General features: G+C 45.2%; 17 protein-coding genes. 4 read left to right on the forward strand and 13 right to left on the reverse strand.

Going from position 1 to position 18,812, the window contains the following annotated elements:
• Nucleotides 1–22 precede the first annotated feature (22 nt).
• Nucleotides 23–1,969, reverse strand: coding sequence for an acetate--CoA ligase (acs, locus tag NI455_RS03965; RefSeq protein ID WP_004647260.1), 1,947 nt, complete (start codon nucleotides 1,967–1,969; stop codon nucleotides 23–25).
• Between the two features lie 270 nt (nucleotides 1,970–2,239).
• On the opposite strand from acs, the gene NI455_RS03970 reads away from it, so the two are divergent.
• Both NI455_RS03970 and NI455_RS03975 read left to right on the forward strand, forming a co-directional pair.
• Nucleotides 2,240–2,818, forward strand: a complete 579-nt coding sequence (locus NI455_RS03970; protein WP_253112545.1) for a DUF805 domain-containing protein — start codon at nucleotides 2,240–2,242, stop codon at nucleotides 2,816–2,818.
• 106 nt (nucleotides 2,819–2,924) lie between these two features.
• Entirely contained in the window at nucleotides 2,925–3,905 is a 981-nt protein-coding gene (locus NI455_RS03975) for a mechanosensitive ion channel family protein (RefSeq protein WP_004281355.1), read from the forward strand.
• On the opposite strand, the gene NI455_RS03980 is transcribed toward NI455_RS03975, so the two are convergent.
• From NI455_RS03980 to prfB, 5 genes are all read right to left on the reverse strand, one after another.
• On the reverse strand, nucleotides 3,879–4,592 hold the full coding sequence (locus NI455_RS03980) for a 16S rRNA (uracil(1498)-N(3))-methyltransferase (protein WP_253112546.1): 714 nt from the start codon (nucleotides 4,590–4,592) through the stop codon (nucleotides 3,879–3,881). The genes NI455_RS03975 and NI455_RS03980 overlap by 27 nt on opposite strands.
• Nucleotides 4,593–4,849: 257 nt before the next feature.
• Entirely contained in the window at nucleotides 4,850–6,130 is a 1,281-nt protein-coding gene (locus NI455_RS03985) for a 3-deoxy-D-manno-octulosonic acid transferase (RefSeq protein WP_253112547.1), read from the reverse strand.
• 82 nt (nucleotides 6,131–6,212) lie between these two features.
• Entirely contained in the window at nucleotides 6,213–7,298 is a 1,086-nt protein-coding gene (locus tag NI455_RS03990) for an alkene reductase (protein ID WP_004729181.1), read from the reverse strand.
• 15 nt (nucleotides 7,299–7,313) lie between these two features.
• Nucleotides 7,314–7,613 carry an ArsR/SmtB family transcription factor gene (locus NI455_RS03995; RefSeq protein WP_004281346.1) on the reverse strand — a complete coding sequence of 100 codons (300 nt, stop codon included), beginning with the start codon at nucleotides 7,611–7,613 and terminating at the stop codon, nucleotides 7,314–7,316.
• A 146-nt stretch (nucleotides 7,614–7,759) separates the two neighbouring features.
• Nucleotides 7,760–8,855, reverse strand: a protein-coding gene (gene prfB, locus NI455_RS04000) for a peptide chain release factor 2 (RefSeq protein ID WP_101627160.1) whose coding sequence is annotated in 2 segments (ribosomal slippage) — nucleotides 7,760–8,782 and nucleotides 8,784–8,855 — 1,095 coding nt in all. Because the reading frame shifts where the segments join, the coding sequence is not laid out codon by codon here.
• A gap of 500 nt (nucleotides 8,856–9,355) precedes the next feature.
• Between prfB and NI455_RS04005 the strand changes: the two genes are divergently transcribed.
• Together NI455_RS04005 and NI455_RS04010 are read left to right on the forward strand one after the other, a co-directional pair.
• Nucleotides 9,356–10,135 (forward strand): putative porin, encoded by a 780-nt coding sequence (locus tag NI455_RS04005; RefSeq protein WP_004647252.1) that lies wholly within the window; start codon nucleotides 9,356–9,358, stop codon nucleotides 10,133–10,135.
• A 175-nt stretch (nucleotides 10,136–10,310) separates the two neighbouring features.
• A complete protein-coding gene (locus tag NI455_RS04010) occupies nucleotides 10,311–11,189 on the forward strand; it encodes a putative porin (protein ID WP_253112548.1) in 879 nt (292 codons plus the stop codon).
• 51 nt (nucleotides 11,190–11,240) lie between these two features.
• On the opposite strand, the gene recJ is transcribed toward NI455_RS04010, so the two are convergent.
• The 7 genes from recJ to NI455_RS04045 form a co-directional block, all read right to left on the reverse strand.
• Nucleotides 11,241–12,941 carry a single-stranded-DNA-specific exonuclease RecJ gene (gene recJ / locus NI455_RS04015; RefSeq protein WP_253112549.1) on the reverse strand — a complete coding sequence of 567 codons (1,701 nt, stop codon included), beginning with the start codon at nucleotides 12,939–12,941 and terminating at the stop codon, nucleotides 11,241–11,243.
• Nucleotides 12,942–12,943: 2 nt separating this feature from the next.
• A complete protein-coding gene (gene pdxH / locus NI455_RS04020; RefSeq protein WP_253112550.1) occupies nucleotides 12,944–13,600 on the reverse strand; it encodes a pyridoxamine 5'-phosphate oxidase in 657 nt (218 codons plus the stop codon).
• 14 nt (nucleotides 13,601–13,614) lie between these two features.
• Complete coding sequence (gene glmM / locus NI455_RS04025; RefSeq protein ID WP_253112551.1) at nucleotides 13,615–14,946, reverse strand: phosphoglucosamine mutase; 1,332 nt, start codon at nucleotides 14,944–14,946, stop codon at nucleotides 13,615–13,617.
• Nucleotides 14,947–15,069: 123 nt separating this feature from the next.
• The gene (gene guaB / locus NI455_RS04030; protein WP_004281332.1) at nucleotides 15,070–16,536 is read right to left on the reverse strand and encodes an IMP dehydrogenase; all 1,467 of its coding nucleotides are present in this window, start codon (nucleotides 16,534–16,536) and stop codon (nucleotides 15,070–15,072) included.
• Nucleotides 16,537–16,761: 225 nt separating this feature from the next.
• Entirely contained in the window at nucleotides 16,762–17,127 is a 366-nt protein-coding gene (locus NI455_RS04035; protein WP_080591854.1) for a YkgJ family cysteine cluster protein, read from the reverse strand.
• Between the two features lie 96 nt (nucleotides 17,128–17,223).
• Complete coding sequence (locus tag NI455_RS04040; RefSeq protein ID WP_071850272.1) at nucleotides 17,224–18,021, reverse strand: oxygen-binding di-iron domain-containing protein; 798 nt, start codon at nucleotides 18,019–18,021, stop codon at nucleotides 17,224–17,226.
• Nucleotides 18,022–18,205: 184 nt separating this feature from the next.
• The gene (locus NI455_RS04045; RefSeq protein ID WP_004729168.1) at nucleotides 18,206–18,781 is read right to left on the reverse strand and encodes a TMEM165/GDT1 family protein; all 576 of its coding nucleotides are present in this window, start codon (nucleotides 18,779–18,781) and stop codon (nucleotides 18,206–18,208) included.
• Nucleotides 18,782–18,812 lie beyond the last annotated feature (31 nt).

Here is an 18,812-nt window from a genome sequence, read left to right on the forward strand (position 1 = left end):
CCGGTATTGGAACCGCTTGAATTTAAACTTTATTACGCTGTACCTCTGCGATCAAATGATCCACCACCTGCGGTTCAGCCAGGGTTGAAGTATCTCCGAGACTATCCAGCTCATCGGCTGCAATTTTTCGCAGGATCCGCCGCATGATTTTGCCGGAGCGGGTTTTTGGCAAGGCCGGTGCCCAGTGCAAGGCGTCTGGTGTAGCCACTGGACCAAGAATCTTGCGTACCCAGCTGACCAGTTCTCCACGTAATTGATCTGAACTGGCAACATCAGCCTGCAAAGTCACAAAGGCACAAATGCCCTGACCTTTAATGTCATGCGGCATACCCACTACAGCGGCCTCAGCCACCGATTCATGCGCCACCAGTGCACTTTCAATTTCTGCCGTACCTAGACGATGTCCGGACACATTCAGGACATCATCGACACGACCGGTAATCCAGTAATAACCATCTTTATCGCGACGCGCCCCATCTCCGGTAAAATAAGTACCGGGATAGGTAGAGAAATAAGCTTCAATAAAACGCTCCGGGTCTCCCCAAATGGTACGCATCTGACCCGGCCAGGAATCCTTAATCACCAGATTTCCCTCAGCTTCACCCTCCAGTTCCTTGCCATCGGCATCGACAATAGCCGGTTGTACCCCGAAGAAAGGCCGTGTCGCAGAACCTGGTTTTAAATCAGTCGCACCCGGCAATGGCGTAATCATAAAACCGCCAGTTTCGGTTTGCCACCAGGTATCGATGACGGGACAGCGGCTTTCACCGACCACGGTGTAGTACCAGTTCCAGGCTTCCGGATTAATTGGCTCACCGACCGATCCTAAAATTCTCAGGCTGCTACGGTCACTTTCCCGTACAAAAGCATCGCCCTCACGCATCATGGCGCGGATCGCGGTCGGTGCAGTATAGAGAATGGTCACGTTATGCTTATCAACAATATGTCCAGTACGCGCCCAGCTTGGATATTGCGGGACCCCTTCAAACATCACGGTGGTGGTCCCATTCGAGAGTGGTCCATACAGCACATAGGAATGCCCGGTGATCCAGCCCACATCTGCGGTACACCAGAATACATCATCCTGCTTGATATCAAACGCTTCACGGAAGGTGCAGTTAACATAAGTCAGATAACCGCCAGTGGTATGCATCACTCCCTTGGGCTTACCGGTGGAACCTGAGGTATACAGGATAAACAGCGGATCTTCGGCATTCATCGGTTCCGGTGGACAGATGTCATTCACTGACATAATTTCTGTGTGATACCACAGATCACGCCCTTCCTGCATTTCAATCGGGTTACCGGTGCGGTGTACCACCATTACATTTTGAATCGAGTCTGTACCCGCCAGTTTCAGTGCTTCATCGACATTGGCTTTCAGTGGAATGGCCTTACCGCCGCGCATGCCGGAATCCGCAGTAATCACCATTTTCGCCTGACAGTCTTCAATCCGGCTGGCCAAAGAATCTGGCGAGAAACCACCAAATACCACGCAATGCACCGCCCCGATCCGGGCACAGGCCAACATAGCAATCGCAGCTTCAGAAACCATCGGCATATACAGCATGACCCGGTCGCCTTTCTGGATGCCATTTTTCTTCAGCACATTGGCAAAACGGCAGGTTTCATCATGCAGCTCGGCAAAGGAAATAATCTTGTGCCGCGAAGGATGATCCCCTTCCCAGATGATGGCCGGTTTATAAGGATGTTCTTTCAGGTGCCGATCCAGACAGTTGGCACTGACATTGAGCTGACCATCGGCAAACCATTCGATTTTAAAATCGTCTTTGTTAAAACTGGTATTTTTGACTTGGGTAAAGGGCTTGATCCAGTCCAGACGTTGCGCCTGTTCTGCCCAAAATTTATCTGGCTGTTCTATAGAATACTGATAACGTTCGAAGTACTGGTCTTCGAGCGTACGTGCTGTTTTTTTAAATTCTTCGGGTACTGGATAGATCTCTTGCATAGGTCACTTCCTTGATTTTGTTCTATCTCATCACGAGAGGTTAATGCTGCGTTGTTGATTGTTTTTTATGCATAATGGCAGTATGGCCTGCTTATTTCAAATCCGGCAATCATGCTTTCGTCGTAGATTATTTATACAAATTCAATCAAAATAAACCACAACTTACAGTACAGAATCTTCTGCGCAACTGTGTATGATCTGTAGCACAGCCCTTTAAAAATAAAATTGACCGCTTGTGGTTATTTCATCTGATTTAGCAGGATACACTTTATGAAATCGCCTGAATCTCCCTACTTTAACCCGCCTGCGCTGCCTGCAACCGATCATCCCCTGTCAATGAAAGGCCGCTTCGGACGTTTGAGCTTTATTGCCTGGTCGGCATTTCTGTATTTCATCTTTTTATTTGGTAGTATTGCACTGGGTCTCAGCATTGATATAGTGAATATTTCTATCCACTCCATGGATCCCAACTGGCTGATTTCATTGCAAGGCTTGGCCAGTATCGGTGTACTGGTCATGGTTCTGGTCTATGTGTATTTCGCTTTAGTGGTGACTGTTCGCCGTTTGCATGATATGAACCGCAGTGGCTGGTGGGCGCTATTATTTTTACTGCCGCTAGTCAACATTTTTGTATGGCTTTATATCGTTTTTGGTTCGGGCGATCGAGGCAGTAATCAGTATGGTCCGGCACGGATGACCTTGCTCTGGGAAAAAATTCTGGCCTGGCTGATGATTATCCTGACCCTGCTTAGCTTGTTGGGATCTATCGCTTTATTCAGTTATATGAGCGGTGAAGAACAAACACCTACCCCTACTGAAATGATGCAAAAAACCACCAAATACTTTTAACAACAGCGCCGTTATTTTTAAAATTATCCACTGGTGACTTCAAGCCCTTATTAATTTTTTGCTAAACATCAGGCAAAATAGGCAAAATTTGAATTGTGGAATTTTTGTGGCAGAGCAAAACAATACCTTAAGCCAGGTAACTGAGGGCACCACGGAGTTGTTACATCAGGCAACTGAAAAAACGACCCAGACCGTGATTGAACATACCGCCAAGTATAATGATGCCTACAGCACCATTGACAAGATCATGGAAGGTTTCTGGGAACGTGTGCCTTATTTCTGTATCGCACTGATCGTGATTACGATTTTCTGGTTACTCTCCAAAGTCTTCAAGTTTTTCGTACGTAAAACTTTGGAAAACCGTTCTTATACCCGCCAGAATCTGGTGTTGGTACTCAACCGTGTCGGCAGTACCTTTATTATTTTCTTTGGTATTCTGATTGGACTGGTGATTGCGGTTCCTGGCTTTACCCCGGGTCAGCTGATGAGTGCCCTCGGAATTGGTTCGGTCGCGATCGGTTTTGCCTTCAAGGATATTTTCCAGAACCTGCTTTCTGGCGTGTTAATTCTGCTCAGTGAACCGTTCAAGATTGGCGACGATATTATCGTGAATGGCATGGAAGGGACGGTTGAAGATATCCAAATTCGTGCGACCTTTTTACGCTCACCGGATGGCCGTCGTATTGTAATTCCGAATGCAACGGTCTACACCAGTGCGGTCACGGTGAATACTGCCTATACCCGTCGCCGCTGCGAATTCGTGGTTGGTATCGGCTATGAAGATGACATCCAGAAAGCCAAGGACCTGATCACCGCTATTTTAGATAAAGATCCAACCATCCTGAGCCAGCCTGGCTTTAGTGTCAATGTCACGGCGCTGGCTGACTTTTCTATTACCCTAAAAGCCTTCTGGTGGGTCGATACCACTGAAACCGGCACCGGAACTTCAATCAGTGCGGTGCAGGAACGGGTGATTCAGGCTTTTGCCGAGCATAATATTTCGATTCCTTATCCGGTACAGGAAGTTAAAGTCTATCGTGGTGAGGGCAATGAAGAAGCTTCAGCACGTGCTAAACAGTCGACCTAAAACATAAGGAATCACAGTTTCTGTACGGATAATACGGTTGCCCAAGCTCACAGCCTGGCAGCCGTTTTTTATGAGTAAATCAACTTCATAAGGAATAAATCCGCCTTCCGGACCAATAACAATCGTACAGGGATGCTCAATCGCAAATGGCATCGCCTGCTTTGCATAAGGATGTGCCACATAAGCCGGACCATCCGTACGAATCAATCCTGGCAAGATATCTTCAACAAAGGGTTTAAAGCGTTTATACAGCTCGATTTCCGGAGCAACGGTATCCCCTGCCTGTTCCAGTCCCAGCTCGATAAAATGATTTAACTGCTGTAAAAATGGAGTTTGCCAATAACTTTTATCGACGCGGTAGCTATGCAGTAAAATGATTTTTTCAACACCCAAGGTGACACTGTCCATGATCAGACGGCGCAGCACTTTCGGACGTGGCAAAGCCACAATTAAAGTCACTGGCAATTTTTCTGGAACCGCTTCTTCTTGCAGCGGTTTCAAGCGCACTGCTTTTTCAGAGATTTCGACAATCTCAGTTAGATAACGCTGACCTTCCCGAATTCCGACTTTTAATGTATCTCCCACCTGAATCTGTAGATGTTGCTGTAAATGTTCCAGTTGCCGAGTTGAGGTAATGGACCAAAGTTCAGTTTCGGTTTGACGTGGATCAAGCAGGACGATATTCATAAAATTAAAAGAAACCAAAAAAATTTAGAATAGGATTATGACCAAAACTGCAGATACTAAAAAAACCTTATTAGAATCTCAGACGACATCCACTATTTAGACCGGCGGCAAGGATGCCGCCCGCGGTACTGAGGTACAGGAAGTACCTTCAGTACCGCAAAGGATTTTTGCTACTTTTAATCCCTTAAAAGTAGAACTCCTCTACAAATGACCAGTTATCCCAGAAAGGTAGATTGGAGAGTATGACTAGCACACACTTAGAGATACTGATCAATCACCTGAATATGCTTAGCAAGCGATCCCGTATTTAACTGCATAATTTGCTGCGCTGCTGCATTCAAATTTTCCGCCTTGACCTGATCTCGTAAAAGTTCCAGTAATATATCTGTAGCCTGCTGGGCATCCTGCACCACTGCGACTGCGTCTGCCTGAACAAACTCATCTACGATCGTCTGAAAATTAAAATAGTTTTTGCCTAAAACAGTCGGCACATTCAGCGCAATCGGCTCCAGAATATTATGTCCACCACCTGGCTCGTTCAACGAACCACCGACATAACAGGCCTGGCTCAAAGCATACCAGAGCCACATTTCACCCATCGAATCGGCCAGATAAACTTGGGTATCTGCTTCAATACGTTGCCCTAGACTACGACGCTGGATTTTTAATCCCAAAGACTGTGCGGCCTGAAATACCTCATCAAAACGTTCCGGATGACGCGGCACCACAATACAGACCAACTTGGGATCAGCCTCTAAAGCAGCTTTTAAAGCACTCAGAATTTCTTTTTCTTCAGGAGCATGAGTACTAGCTAACGTGATGATCTTTCGCCCTCCTAACTGCCACTCCTGTTTTAACTGATCTGCCTGCTTGATAAAGCGCTCGGGCGCAGTAATATCAAATTTGATATTACCCAAAACCTGGGTTTTTTCGGCTGCGATTCCCAACTGGATATAACGTTGCTGGGTGGCTGTATCCTGTGCCAAAAGACTAGTTAAATTCTTGAGCATGCCTCTAGTCAAACCTTTGACCTTGGCATAGCCTTTGGCGGATTTTTCGGACAGACGCGCATTCAACAATACACTTGGCACATTAAACTGGGGTGCCTGATCCAGCAGATTCGGCCAAAGTTCAGTTTCCATCAGCAATAAAAGTTTCGGCTGATATTTTTGATAAAATTCACGAATTAAAGTTTTCTGGTCAGCAGGCAAATACACGGCTTGAAACAAATCGAGATAAGGCGCTTTTAAAAAAAGTGATTTAGCGCGTGCCTGACCGGTTTTGGTGGTATTGGTGACCAGCACCGGATGGCCAAGTTTTAAATAATGTTCAATTAACGGTTGGGCAGCATTGGTTTCACCCACCGACACCACATGAAACCAGATGGCATGCAGGTTTTTGGGTGGCTGAAACGGGCCGAAACGTTCTGTCAGTTCTTGTTGTAATTGTTCAGGATCGGTCGCACGTTTACGGACACGCGATTGATATAAGGGTTTAACCAGCGCCAAGGCTGCGTTATACCAAAATGGAGTGGCCACATTGCGCCCCTGTCCAAAGATTCAATGGGCAGAATATAGCAGAGCCACATCAACATGTTAATCAATGTGGCTCATTTTTAGATTATTCTACTGTAGTTAAAGCTTCTGCTTCAGCCAATGTCGGATAATCAATATAGCCTTCCGCGACATTGGTTCCGATCATATTTTCCAGCTTCAGTTCATTCAGCGGCGCATCTTCGAGCAGACGTTCGTATAGATCCGGATTGGCAATATACGCCTTACCAAAAGCCACCGCATCAGCCTTGCCTGAAGCCAGTAATTCAATGGCATCTTCACGACTTAATTGCATATTGGCAATATAAGGCACTCCATTTGAGCGCTGTTTCATATATTCAGAAATACTGTCTTCTGCCAGATATTCACGGGTAAAGAAGAAGGCAATCTTGCGCTTACCCAGCTGCTCCATGGCATAGCCAAATGTTTCACGTGGATCATTGTCGCCCATGTCATGGTCATCACAACGCGGCGCAAAATGCACCCCTACACGATCTGCGCCCCATACTTCAATCAGTGCATCAGTTGCTTCTAGCAGGAAACGTGTACGATTTTCCACTGAACCGCCGTATTCATCTTCACGCTGATTGGTTTTGCTTTGCAAGAACTGGTCAATCAGATAACCATTGGCAGCATGTAATTCAACACCATCAAAACCGGCTTCTTTAGCACGAATCGCGGCTTGCTTATATTGCTCGGTAATGGCATGAATTTCCGAAATTTCCAGCGGACGCGGCAACACATAAGGACGTTTTGGACGTAACAAGCTGACATGACCCGCCTGTTGTACTGCACTTGCAGAGACTGGTGTTTCACCATTTAACAGATCCGGATGCGATACACGACCAACATGCCAAAGCTGGGCAACAATCAGACCGCCCTTCTCATGAACCGCTTGAGTAACCTTTTTCCAGCCTTCGACCTGAGCATCGGTAAACAATCCTGGAGTATTTAAATAGCCATTGGCTTCTTCAGAAATCACTGTGGCTTCAGAAATAATCAGGCCAGCACTTGCACGTTGCGCATAGTACTCAACCATCATTGGGGTTGGAACGCGATCAGCAGTTGCGCGGTTACGGGTCAGCGGCGCCATGATGACACGGTTTTTAAGCTCTAACGCACCGAGCGTTAAAGGAGAATTTAATTCAGCCATCGTTACTCCCACCTGTTAAAGGTGTTGTTGTAGGTGTTCGATAAATTGTTGAATCAAAGTTTCATTGCGGGAGAAATATGACCACTGTCCATGCTTGGTCGCAGTGATCAGGCCAGTCTGCTGTAATACAGACAAATGATTGGACATGGTGGACTGGGAAACCTGGCCCAAACGTTCAATTTGACCTGCACAGACCCCACGTTGAAAGCCACCACACTCTTCCGCAGACAGATATTGCTCCGGAGATTTTAACCACTCCAGAATTTGTCGACGGGTCGGATTGGCTAAGGCTTTAAAAATTAGATCAAGGTCCATAGGCACATCACAATCAGTGGCGCAACGAAACTTTATTCACCATGTGCGACCATTATATCGTATTTTTTCGATTTATATATCGAAAATTTTAGATATAATAATCACAATCTGCACAAGCTTTGTTACGCCAGCTTTTAAACGATTTCTTACAGGCCCTGTTTCAGGCTTGCTTCGATAAATTTGTCCAGATCACCGTCCAGAACTGCGCCAGTATTGGAATTTTCCACACCTGTACGCAAATCCTTAATACGTGAATCATCCAGGACATAAGAACGGATCTGACTACCCCAGCCAATGTCAGACTTGGAATCTTCCAGTGCTTGTGCCGCTTCGTTACGTTTGCTCATCTCGAGCTCATAAAGTTTGGCACGTAACTGCTTCCAGGCGTGGTCACGGTTGGCATGTTGTGAACGCTGGTTCTGACAGGCCACCACAATTCCGGTCGGTGCATGGGTTAAACGCACGGCAGAATCTGTTTTGTTAATATGCTGACCACCCGCCCCTGATGCACGATAAGTATCGGTACGAACATCGGACGGATTGATTTCAATTTCGATATTGTCATCAACTTCCGGTGACACAAACACGGCAGAGAACGAGGTATGACGACGGTTGCCCGAGTCAAAGGGCGACTTACGCACTAAACGGTGTACACCAGATTCGGTACGTAACCAGCCGTAGGCGTACTCACCTTCCACACGAATCGTCGCAGATTTAATCCCGGCAACATCGCCATCAGATTCTTCCATCACTTCTGCTTTAAAGCCATGACGTTCAATCCAGCGTAGATACATACGTAGCAACATAGACGCCCAGTCCTGTGCTTCTGTACCGCCTGAACCAGCTTGAATTTCCAGATAGCAAGGATTTGGATCCATCGGATTATTGAACATACGGCGGAATTCAAGCTTGGCCAGTTCTTCTTCAGCCGTGCTCAGTTCAGCCTGTACATCTTCTAGCAAGCTTTCATCATCCGCTTCAACCGCCAGATCAAGCAAAGCCTGTGCATCTTCAAGCTGGGTACTTAAGCGATCCAGCACATTTAATACATTTTCAAGCTCGCCTTTCTCTTTGGCCATCGCTTGGGCACGACTCTGGTCATTCCAGATGGTTGGATCTTCTAATTCACGCAGGACTTCTTCTAAACGCTCTTTTTTCAGATCGTAGTCAAAGATACCCCCGTAGTGTTTGACCACGTTCGTTTAAGTCTTTTAATTGGTTTAGATACGGATTAATTTCCACGTGAATTACTCTCAATCAAAATTAGGCACAAAATTCTTAGCTCGATATTATAGCACAGTCTGTTTCCGCTATTTTAACGATCCATTCAGTCTAAGGCTCGAATGTCTTGAGCATTTAGACCTATATTTCCCTCATTCAATTTTCAACATCTCATAGACTCTTTTGCGTCTTTTTATCCGAAATTTTTATCGGCTTTTTAGCCCCGTTTTATGACCGAAATATAATTTTGCAATTGATTTTATAATTTAGGATTTCTTATTGACCTGTATAAAAAATCAGCGAATTCAATAGATTCCACAATATCTACACACTTTTAATAAAACACTACATTATAAATTTAATTTTATTATTCAGTCACTTGTTCAGCAAAAATTACACAAGATTACGCTATTCACATTACTGTAACTTTCCTTTGATTGACGATCTTTGGAATTGCTCTAGACTGAAAGTTGTAACAAAAAGTGTAATGTTTTTAACTCACGATTTGAGGGGTAGTAACCATGAAAAAATTAGCGATTGCTTCGGCACTACTTTCAGCAATAGCAATGACTGGTACAGCAGCACATGCTTACCAAGCAGAAATTGGTGCATCAGCAGGAGTGGTTGATCCTGACAACGGTGGAACTAGCGGTTCTTTCGGCGTTGATGGTACATATTACTTCAATCCAGTTCAAACACGTAATGCACCATTAGCAGAAGCAGCATTCCTTGATCGTGCTAGCAACGTGAGTGCGCAATATCAATATAATGAAATTGGTGATTCTGAAGCGCATCGTTATGGCGTAGGTGCAGAGTACTTCGTACCGAATTCTGACTTCTACTTAAGCGGTAACGTCAATGGCCATGATCTGCAGGACAATGATGATCTAGAAAATGATTTAACCACCTATGCAGCTGAAGTCGGTTATCTGCCAGCGCCAGGTCTATTGATTGCGGCTGGTGTGAAAGGTTGGGATAACGACAATGATGATGGCGTAGATCCAACACTTCGTGCTAAATATGTGACGACATTAAGCAATGGTAAAGATATCAACCTGGAAGCAGGTGCAGCGTTTGGTGATCTAGATGAATACAATCTGGCAGCAGATTATTTCATCGACAAAACCTTGAGTGTCGGTGCTGATTATCACAATAATGATATTACCGACAAGAGCGAATTTGGTATCAATGCACGTAAGTTCATTAACCAGCAAGTGAGCTTAGAAGGCCGTGTCGGCTTTGGCGAACAGTTTAACAATGACTACAATACCTTTGGTGTAGCAGCGAAGTACCGCTTCTAATCTAAAACCAAAAGTTAGTCATGCATAGAAACCCATCCTCGGATGGGTTTTTTTATTGCACTCTTAACAAGCATTTAGGTAGTTTTTACACATTGACGGGGCGGATATAAACTGTACAATTTGTTACAACTGTTCATCAAACAGTCATATTTTTATAACAAAGAGAGAAACCTAAATGCTTAAGAAACTTGCTCTTGCTACAGCACTTCTTGCTGGCCTGGGAACTGCACATGCTTACCAAACTGAACTTAATGTTGGGTATGAAAACACTGACTTTGAAAATAATCTAGGTGGATTTGAACTTGACTCTGATGGGGATTTATTTTTTGTTAACGGTAAATACTACTTAAATACCGTAAATACTAAAAATGCTCCTCTAGCTGAAGCTGCCTTTTTAAATAAAGCTAGTAATATTGGTTTAGGATACGTTAATGCTCAAAATGAATTGAGCGAAGCTGGTATTAATGCAGAAGAAGAGTTTGAGATTATTGGTGTTAATGGTGAATTCTTTATTCCTAACTCTCAATTTTATATTTCTGGTAGTTTAAACCAAGTGGATTATACAGCTAGCGCACGTGCTCCTGGGTTTACTTATGATGAATCTGATGACACTACTGGCTATTCTTTAGAAGCTGGTTACTTACCAGTTAATGGGTTATTGTTGGCTCTAGGAGTTGCTAAAGAAAGTGTAGATCCTATGCTTGCTTCTAAAATTGGATTTGCTAGCACCCTTGGTTACGGTGTAGCTGTAGGTGAAGACACCGCTGTTTCTTTGCGAGCTAAATATGTGACTCAAATTGGTAATCATTTTACTAATTTCGAGGGAGTAACATATTTCGGTGATGAAACTGCTTATCGTTTAGCTGCTGATCTTTATATTGATCCTACACTTAGCGTTGGTGTTTCTTTTGCTGACTCTACTGCTGATGAATCAGATACTATTTTTAGTGTTCGTACTCAAAAATTCTTTACCCCTGCAATTGCAGCTGGCGTTAACTACACAACTACTGACGGTGCTGACTCTTTCGGTATTAACGGTACTTTCCACTTCTAATCTCTCCGATTAAAAGCAAAAAAACCGCTCACTTGAGCGGTTTTTTATGGCCTATTGTTCTAAATGGATAATCCGCATTTGCAGACTGACATTACCATTAAAGACATTTTTATCAAGCTCATAGACCAAGCGCGTATCTTTCATCGGGTCAAAGTCATATTTATCCGCTGCATTGAAGGCAATCGCATCCACGACCTGCCCATTCTCCAAAGCCACGCGCAATTTAAGATGCACGTCTTTGAGCCAGCGATAGTCCATGATTTTGAACACACCATCAAAAATCGGTTGGGGAAATTTTTGCCCCCATGGACTTAAATTTTGTAATAAATCGACTGTTTCAATGTGAAAAGCAGAAGCTGGCAGCTCTCCATCCGTCCATAAAGTCGCAGTGAATAAATCCTCATCCATCGCAGCAATTAGTGCTTCAAAGACCTGCTTAAACTCGGCGAAATTTTCTTTTTTCAGGGTTAAACCGGCTGCTGCTGCATGTCCGCCAAAATGACTGACTAAATGAGGATATTGCTCCGCCACCTGTTCAATCGCATCCCGGATATGAATGCCTTCTATCGAACGCGCCGAGCCTTTGATATGAAGCCCATCCTGGTCCGCGGCAAAGACAATACTCGGACGATGAAACTGCTCTTTCAAACGTCCTGCAACAATTCCAATCACTCCCTGATGCCAATGCTGTTCGAACATGATCAGCGCAGCAGGCAGTTCAGTTGCATCCCACTGAATTTTATCCAGCTCAAGCAAAGCTTCCTGCTTGATTTTACCTTCCACCTGACGGCGTTCGACATTGAGCTGATTGAGTTGTTCAGCCAGTGGGTAAGCAGTTGCCAGATCAGAAGCCAGTAGACATTCGATGCCGATATCCATAGTTTCCATACGTCCAGCCGCGTTAATCCGTGGGCCCAGAACAAAACCGAGATCTTGGGCTTTTAGACCAGCAGGGTCACGTTTGGCAATATCCAGCAGTGCACTGATTCCTGCACGGCACTGCCCTTGCTGAATGCGTTTCAGACCTGCATCAACCAGAATCCGGTTGTTATAGTCCAGACTGGCGACATCGGCATAGGTACCGAGCGCTACCAGATCAAGATAATTGGTAATTACCGTAGAGGATTTTCCAAGTTTCTTTCGATGGGTAGACAGATTGGCCAATACATAAAAAGCCACCCCGACCCCGGCCAGCGCTTTGCTTGAAAAGTCGCAACCCAGCTGATTGGGATTGACCACCGCTTCGGCTTGTGGTGTCGGCTTGGTCGTCAGATGATGATCTGTAATGATCACCTGCATGCCGTGATCTTGGGCCTGTTTGACTCCGTCATGACTGGAAATGCCATTGTCCACGGTAATCAGTAAATCAGGTGTGAAACTGACAAAGGCCAGATCTGCAATTGCGGGCGTCAATCCATAACCATATTTAAAACGGTCCGGTACCAGATATTCGACATTGGCACCCATATCGCGCAATGCCAGCACCATGAGTGCGGTACTGGTCGCGCCATCGGCATCATAATCGCCAACAATCACGATTTTCTGGCCACGATCAATTGCCTGATCCATCAATTGAATTGCTTCGGGCAATCCTTTCATGGTGGGTGCCAGCAAATGCTTCAGCTTGAGCTCAAGCTCCTGCTCGGACTCCACCCCGCGACGGGCAAGAATCTCGGCTACAAATGCAGGAACACCCGCTAAGTTTTCAGAACGGGTTAGCAATGGCCGTTGTTTGATTTCCAGTTTTTGCATGGTTATGGCATTAAGCGCTCTAAAGTCCAGCCATCATCGCTTTTACGATAACTCAGACGGTCATGTAAACGGTTCGGACGACCCTGCCAGAATTCATAATAATCAGGTTCGAGACGATAACCGCCCCAGAATATTGGCTTGTCCAACTCTTGCTGATTCGCGACCTGGGTATGCAAATCCCAAAAACGTTGCTGCAATTCTTCACGACTGGCCACAACGCCACTTTGCGGGGTACTGATATGCGCGGCAATTTGGCTTTCCCGTGGACGTTTATGATAATAATCGGTCGATTCTTCTTCCGATATTTTCTTTACACGACCCGAAATACGAATCTGACGTTCCTGATCCTGCCAGTAGAACAACAGTTCGGCATAAGGATTTTCAGCCAGATCCAGACCTTTTTGACTATCATAGTTGGTATAAAAGTCATATCCCGCTTCAGTCGCTCCACGTAGCAATACCGTACGCACATGCGGACGGCCTTGTGCATTGGCTGTTGCCAATGACATGGCATAGGGCTCGTACAATTTTGCTTCCAGTGCATGGTTAAACCATTGCAAGAACTGCATATGCGGATTCGGATTGACTTGCTGTTCCTGCAACTCGCCTTTTTCATAATTCAGGCGTAGTTCACTCAGATCCTTGATCAGATCACTCATTATCTATGTTCCCGTTAAGCGGCATTGGCACGCACAGCATCTGCCAGGCTGTTTGCAAGTGTGGTAACTTCGACCAGATCATCACCTTCGACCATCACACGAATGACCGGTTCTGTGCCGGATTTACGAATCAATAAACGGCCACGACCTTTAAGCTGCTGTTCGGCTTTTTCAAATTCAGCTGCCAGTGCAGGCACTGAATAAGGATCAAACATGGCATTTAAACGTACATTGACCAGAACATTTGGCAACAGTTTAAAGTCAGCCACAAGTTCATGCAGGGCTTTTTTCTGCTCGACCATCACGGTTAAAACTTGCAGGGCTGCAATAATGGCGTCGCCTGTGGTGCTCTTGTCTAAAGTCAGAATATGACCAGAAGGCTCACCGCCAATTACCCAGCCATTTTCTTCCAGACCTTGCAATACATAACGGTCGCCGACTTTGGCACGTAATAACGGCACTTGTGCTTTTTCCAGCGCCAGTTCCAGCGCCATATTGCTCATTAAGGTACCGACGATACCTGCCGGTTTTTTCGAGCTTTGAGTCGCAAGAATATAAAGAATATGGTCGCCATCAATCAGATTACCGGCTTTATCTACGAGAACCACACGGTCAGCATCCCCATCAAAGGCAATACCCAAATCCGCTTGATGTTGAACCACAGCTTGTTGCAAGCTTTCCGGATGGGTTGAACCACAGCCCTCATTAATATTTAAACCGCTCGGCTCATTGTGAATCGCAATCACACGTGCACCCAGTTCACGGAACACTGCAGGCCCCACGTTATAGGCTGCGCCATTGGCACAATCCACTACAATGGTAAGTTCATTCAGATCCAGATGATACGGGAACGTCGATTTACAGAATTCAATATAGCGACCATTAGCATCTTTAACCCGGATACTTTTACCCAGATTCGCCGTATCTTCAATCAAAAAATCTTTTTCAAGCTCCTGATTAATTTCGTCTTGTAAAGCATCTGGCAGTTTTTTACCTTCTGCAGAGAAGAACTTAATGCCATTATCAAAATACGGGTTATGCGAAGCGGAAATAACAATACCCAAGCTGGCATGTAAGGCACGGGTCAAGTGAGCAATCGCCGGTGTCGGTAGTGGACCTAAAAGATGAACATAAACGCCAGCGGCATTCAAACCTGCTTGCAAGGCTGCTTCCAGGATATAACCAGACAAACGGGTATCTTTACCCAGAACCACCAATGGTTTGGATTTTTTACTATGGCGTTTTAAAACTTTTCCGGCTGCAAATCCCAGTTTCAGGGCAAACTCAGGGGTAATCGGCAATTCGCCAAACTTTCCACGAATACCATCCGTACCAAAATAACTCATCTTTATCTCACTTCTTAGCGGATGATTGATATCACCCATTTTTTTCCTTGAGTCACACTTTACACCAAAATAAAAAAGCCGTCATTTGCATGACGGCTTTTTAAAATTTTAAATCACAGGAAATTAACCCACGCGATAGTTTGGTGCTTCTTTGGTAATGGTCACATCATGTACATGCGACTCAGACATACCGGCAGAAGTGATTTTCACAAACTTGGCATTCTGACGTAGATCTTCAATCGTCGCAGAACCGGTATAACCCATCGAAGAACGTAGGCCGCCCATCATCTGATGTACGATATTACCCATTGGGCCTTTGTACGGTACGCGACCTTCAATACCTTCAGGAACCAGCTTCTCGGCACCTGCCTTAGAGTCCTGGAAATAACGGTCTGCAGAACCAGTTGCACCTGCCATTGCGCCCAATGAACCCATACCGCGATAGGCTTTGTAGTAACGGCCCTGGAAGAATTCAACTTCGCCTGGTGCTTCTTCAGTACCGGCCATCAATGAACCAACCATAATCGTGCTCGCGCCCGCACCAATCGCTTTGGCCATATCGCCAGAGAAACGGATACCGCCATCTGCGATTAAAGGAATCTGATCTTTCAGTGCATTGGCAACAGAATCAATTGCAGAGATCTGTGGCATACCAATACCCGCCACAATACGTGTGGTGCAGATTGAACCAGGACCAATACCAACTTTAACAGCATCCGCACCCGCATCAAGCAACGCCAGCGCAGCATCACCTGTCGCGATGTTACCGCCAATCACCTGAACTTGTGGATAGTTGGCTTTAACCCAACGCACGCGTTCGATCACACCCGCAGAATGACCGTGTGCAGTATCGACTACAATCACGTCCACACCTGCGTCAACCAGGGCTTCTACGCGGCTTGGCGTTTCTGCACCGGTACCAACTGCAGCACCAACACGCAGACGACCCAAGTCATCTTTACAGCTGTTTGGATAAAGTTCAGCTTTACGGAAATCTGTTACCGTAATCAAGCCTTTCAGCTCTTGCTGATCATTAACCACCAATACTTTTTCAATACGATGCTGTTGCAATAAAGCTTGGATATTTTCTTTCGATTCGCCTTCACGAACCGTCACCAGACGATCCTGACCAGTCATGATATTGCTGACTGGCTGCTCAAGATTGGTTTCAAAGCGTGTATCACGACCGGTCACGATACCCACCACTTTGCCATCTTTCACAACGGGTACACCACTGATATTGTTGGCTTGAGTCAACGCAATCAGTTCACGTACTGTGGTTTCAGGAGTGACTGTAATCGGGTCTTTGACCATACCCGCTTCGAATTTTTTCACACGGCGCACTTCTGCAGCCTGAACCGCGATATCCATGTTCTTGTGCAAAATACCGATACCACCATTTTGCGCCATTGCAATTGCCATACGGGACTCAGTCACCGTATCCATTGCTGCAGACACAAGAGGAATATTCAGGTTAATGCCACGAGTTAAACGTGTCTTTAGGGAGACATCTTTTGGAAGAACAGTAGAATAGGCAGGGAGTAATAGGACATCATCGAAGGTTAACGCGTCTTGAACGATGGTCAACATAACAGTCTCACTGGTAATTTCCGTGCACTATTATAAACAAATATCGGCTTAAATTTCATTGCAATTGCAAAATTATTTTTTTATTCAAGCTTCGTACACGCAGATCTATGTGGGTGCTAAAACAGTATCAATAATACGTCCGATCATGAAGTTCCCTATTTTAAAATATACCCCGATCATTTTAATGAAGTGAAAAGCAGAGCCTAAGCTCTACTTTGGATGGATTTAGCTGACATATTCAAAACTGTCATCATTGTCGGCTTCATCAGTTTCAATCTGGACAAAGGGCAACATATTGTGTGCAATACGTGCCTTATTGCATTGCTCATCGGCAATCTGCACTTCTTTGCAGGATGAACTGCGCTGCTCATACATGCCGCAGCTCACCTGCTGGCCGATGGTGCCATCAAGTGCGATACAGCGTGGATTTTTTTGATTGGTTCCAGCCATACATGAATAGACTGCTGTCACAGGTTCGGTATAGTGCTCAGGCATATGAATACCTTCAGCCCAATAGAACGAAACCCTGAAATAGGCGCAGCACGCCCCGCAGCTTAAACACGCATCCGGTTTTGGAACTTGAGACAACATTTCTTATAAGTTCTCATTATCAAAAAAAGTTTTTTGGAGAAGAAATATAAAAAATGTTGTTTTTCCACACAAGAAAAAAATTATTTTTTGTGTGAACTATTCAGGACAAGTAAAAACCGTTTCATCCATCAGGTCAGTTCCGCATTGCAGCGTTTCAATCCAGTCCAGAAACTGATTAATCTGCTCTTTACCGATAAATGGTGTACCATGTTGCGGCACAATCATCTCGATCTCCATGCTGCGTACCATTTGCACCCAAAGACGAATGACCTTGTTATTGCACATATAGCGTTGATGGAAGCTTTTCATTTTCGGAATATGCGCGGCAAAATTTTCTAGTGGCTTGGCGGCATCTTCGACCATAGACGCGCCCATATCACCTGAAAATAAAATCTTGGCAATCGGATCATAAAACTGGAAATTCCCCACCGAATGCAGAAAATGCGCCGGCACCGCCACAATATTTGATTGGCCCAGCGGAATGATTTGACCATGATCCGGAAGCTCCACCAAGCGGTCTAACCAGTTACCTTTCATCCGGTCACTCATAAAGGCTGAGTTTAAGTGCGGCAAGAAGCGTGCCCACAGTTTGGATGCCACCACTTTGGCGTCCGTATAGACCAGCCAGCGCGGCATCGAGGTGATGATATCCGGGTCCTGGTGCGAGGCCATGACATAATCCAGATTGGTCAAACGGGTATATTTATTCAGCTCCATAGTCAGCGGCACATAGGTTAAATCACCACCCGGATCAAGTACCGCTGCGCGCTCATGATCAATGATCAGAAACTGGTTTGCCTGAACGCCTTCACCTTTAACCAGACTGGTAAAACTGATGCACTTATGTGTCCCGTTATCAAACAGGACCTGCGATGTGGTGCGTTCAAAAGCCATGTAAATTCCCCAATTTATAATAAAAATAACGTTTTTATACCCGTATAAAATATAAGGAATTAATCAAACTTACAATCAATAAAACTAGCCATATCACACTATTTACCAAGGTTTTGAGAGAATTTTAACCATAAAAAATCCTGAGTTTTTAGCTCAGGATTCATGTAATTTATTATTTTATGATTTAAAAGAAATAATGTTGAGCCAGTGTTGCGACACCAATCACCAGGAAAATCGCCGCCCCAATTTTATGAATCAGGCTGATCGGGAGTCTATTCGCCAGCTTATCTCCCAAAAATACTGCAGGTGCATTGGCCAGCATCATGCCCAAAGTGGTCCCAAGCATCACCCAGAATACGCTATCGAAACGTGCTGCTAATGCGACCGTAGCAATCTGAGTTTTGTCACCAATTTCTGCCAGAAAGAACAGAATAAAGGTCGCACCAAATACCCCGAATTTTTGCCATTTATTGATACTGGCATTTTCATCCCCGAGTTCATCCGGAATCAGCATCCAGACAGCCATTGCGATAAAGCCAATCGAGACGATCCACAGCAGCACCTCCGGCCCAATCACCGTGGTCACCCATTGCCCTAATACCGCAGAAAGGCCGTGGTTAATCAGCGTCGCCAATAAAATGGCAACTAAAATAGGAACAGGTTTGCGAAAACGTGCAGCAAGCAGCAAAGCCAGCAGTTGGGTTTTATCACCCATTTCAGCCAGCGCTACGATTGCAGTCGACAGTAGGAATTCATACATGAGGTTTTTCTCTGGCTAGCATCCAATACCA

Source organism: Acinetobacter lwoffii, assembly GCF_024129435.1.
GTDB classification, from domain to species: domain Bacteria; phylum Pseudomonadota; class Gammaproteobacteria; order Pseudomonadales; family Moraxellaceae; genus Acinetobacter; species Acinetobacter lwoffii_F.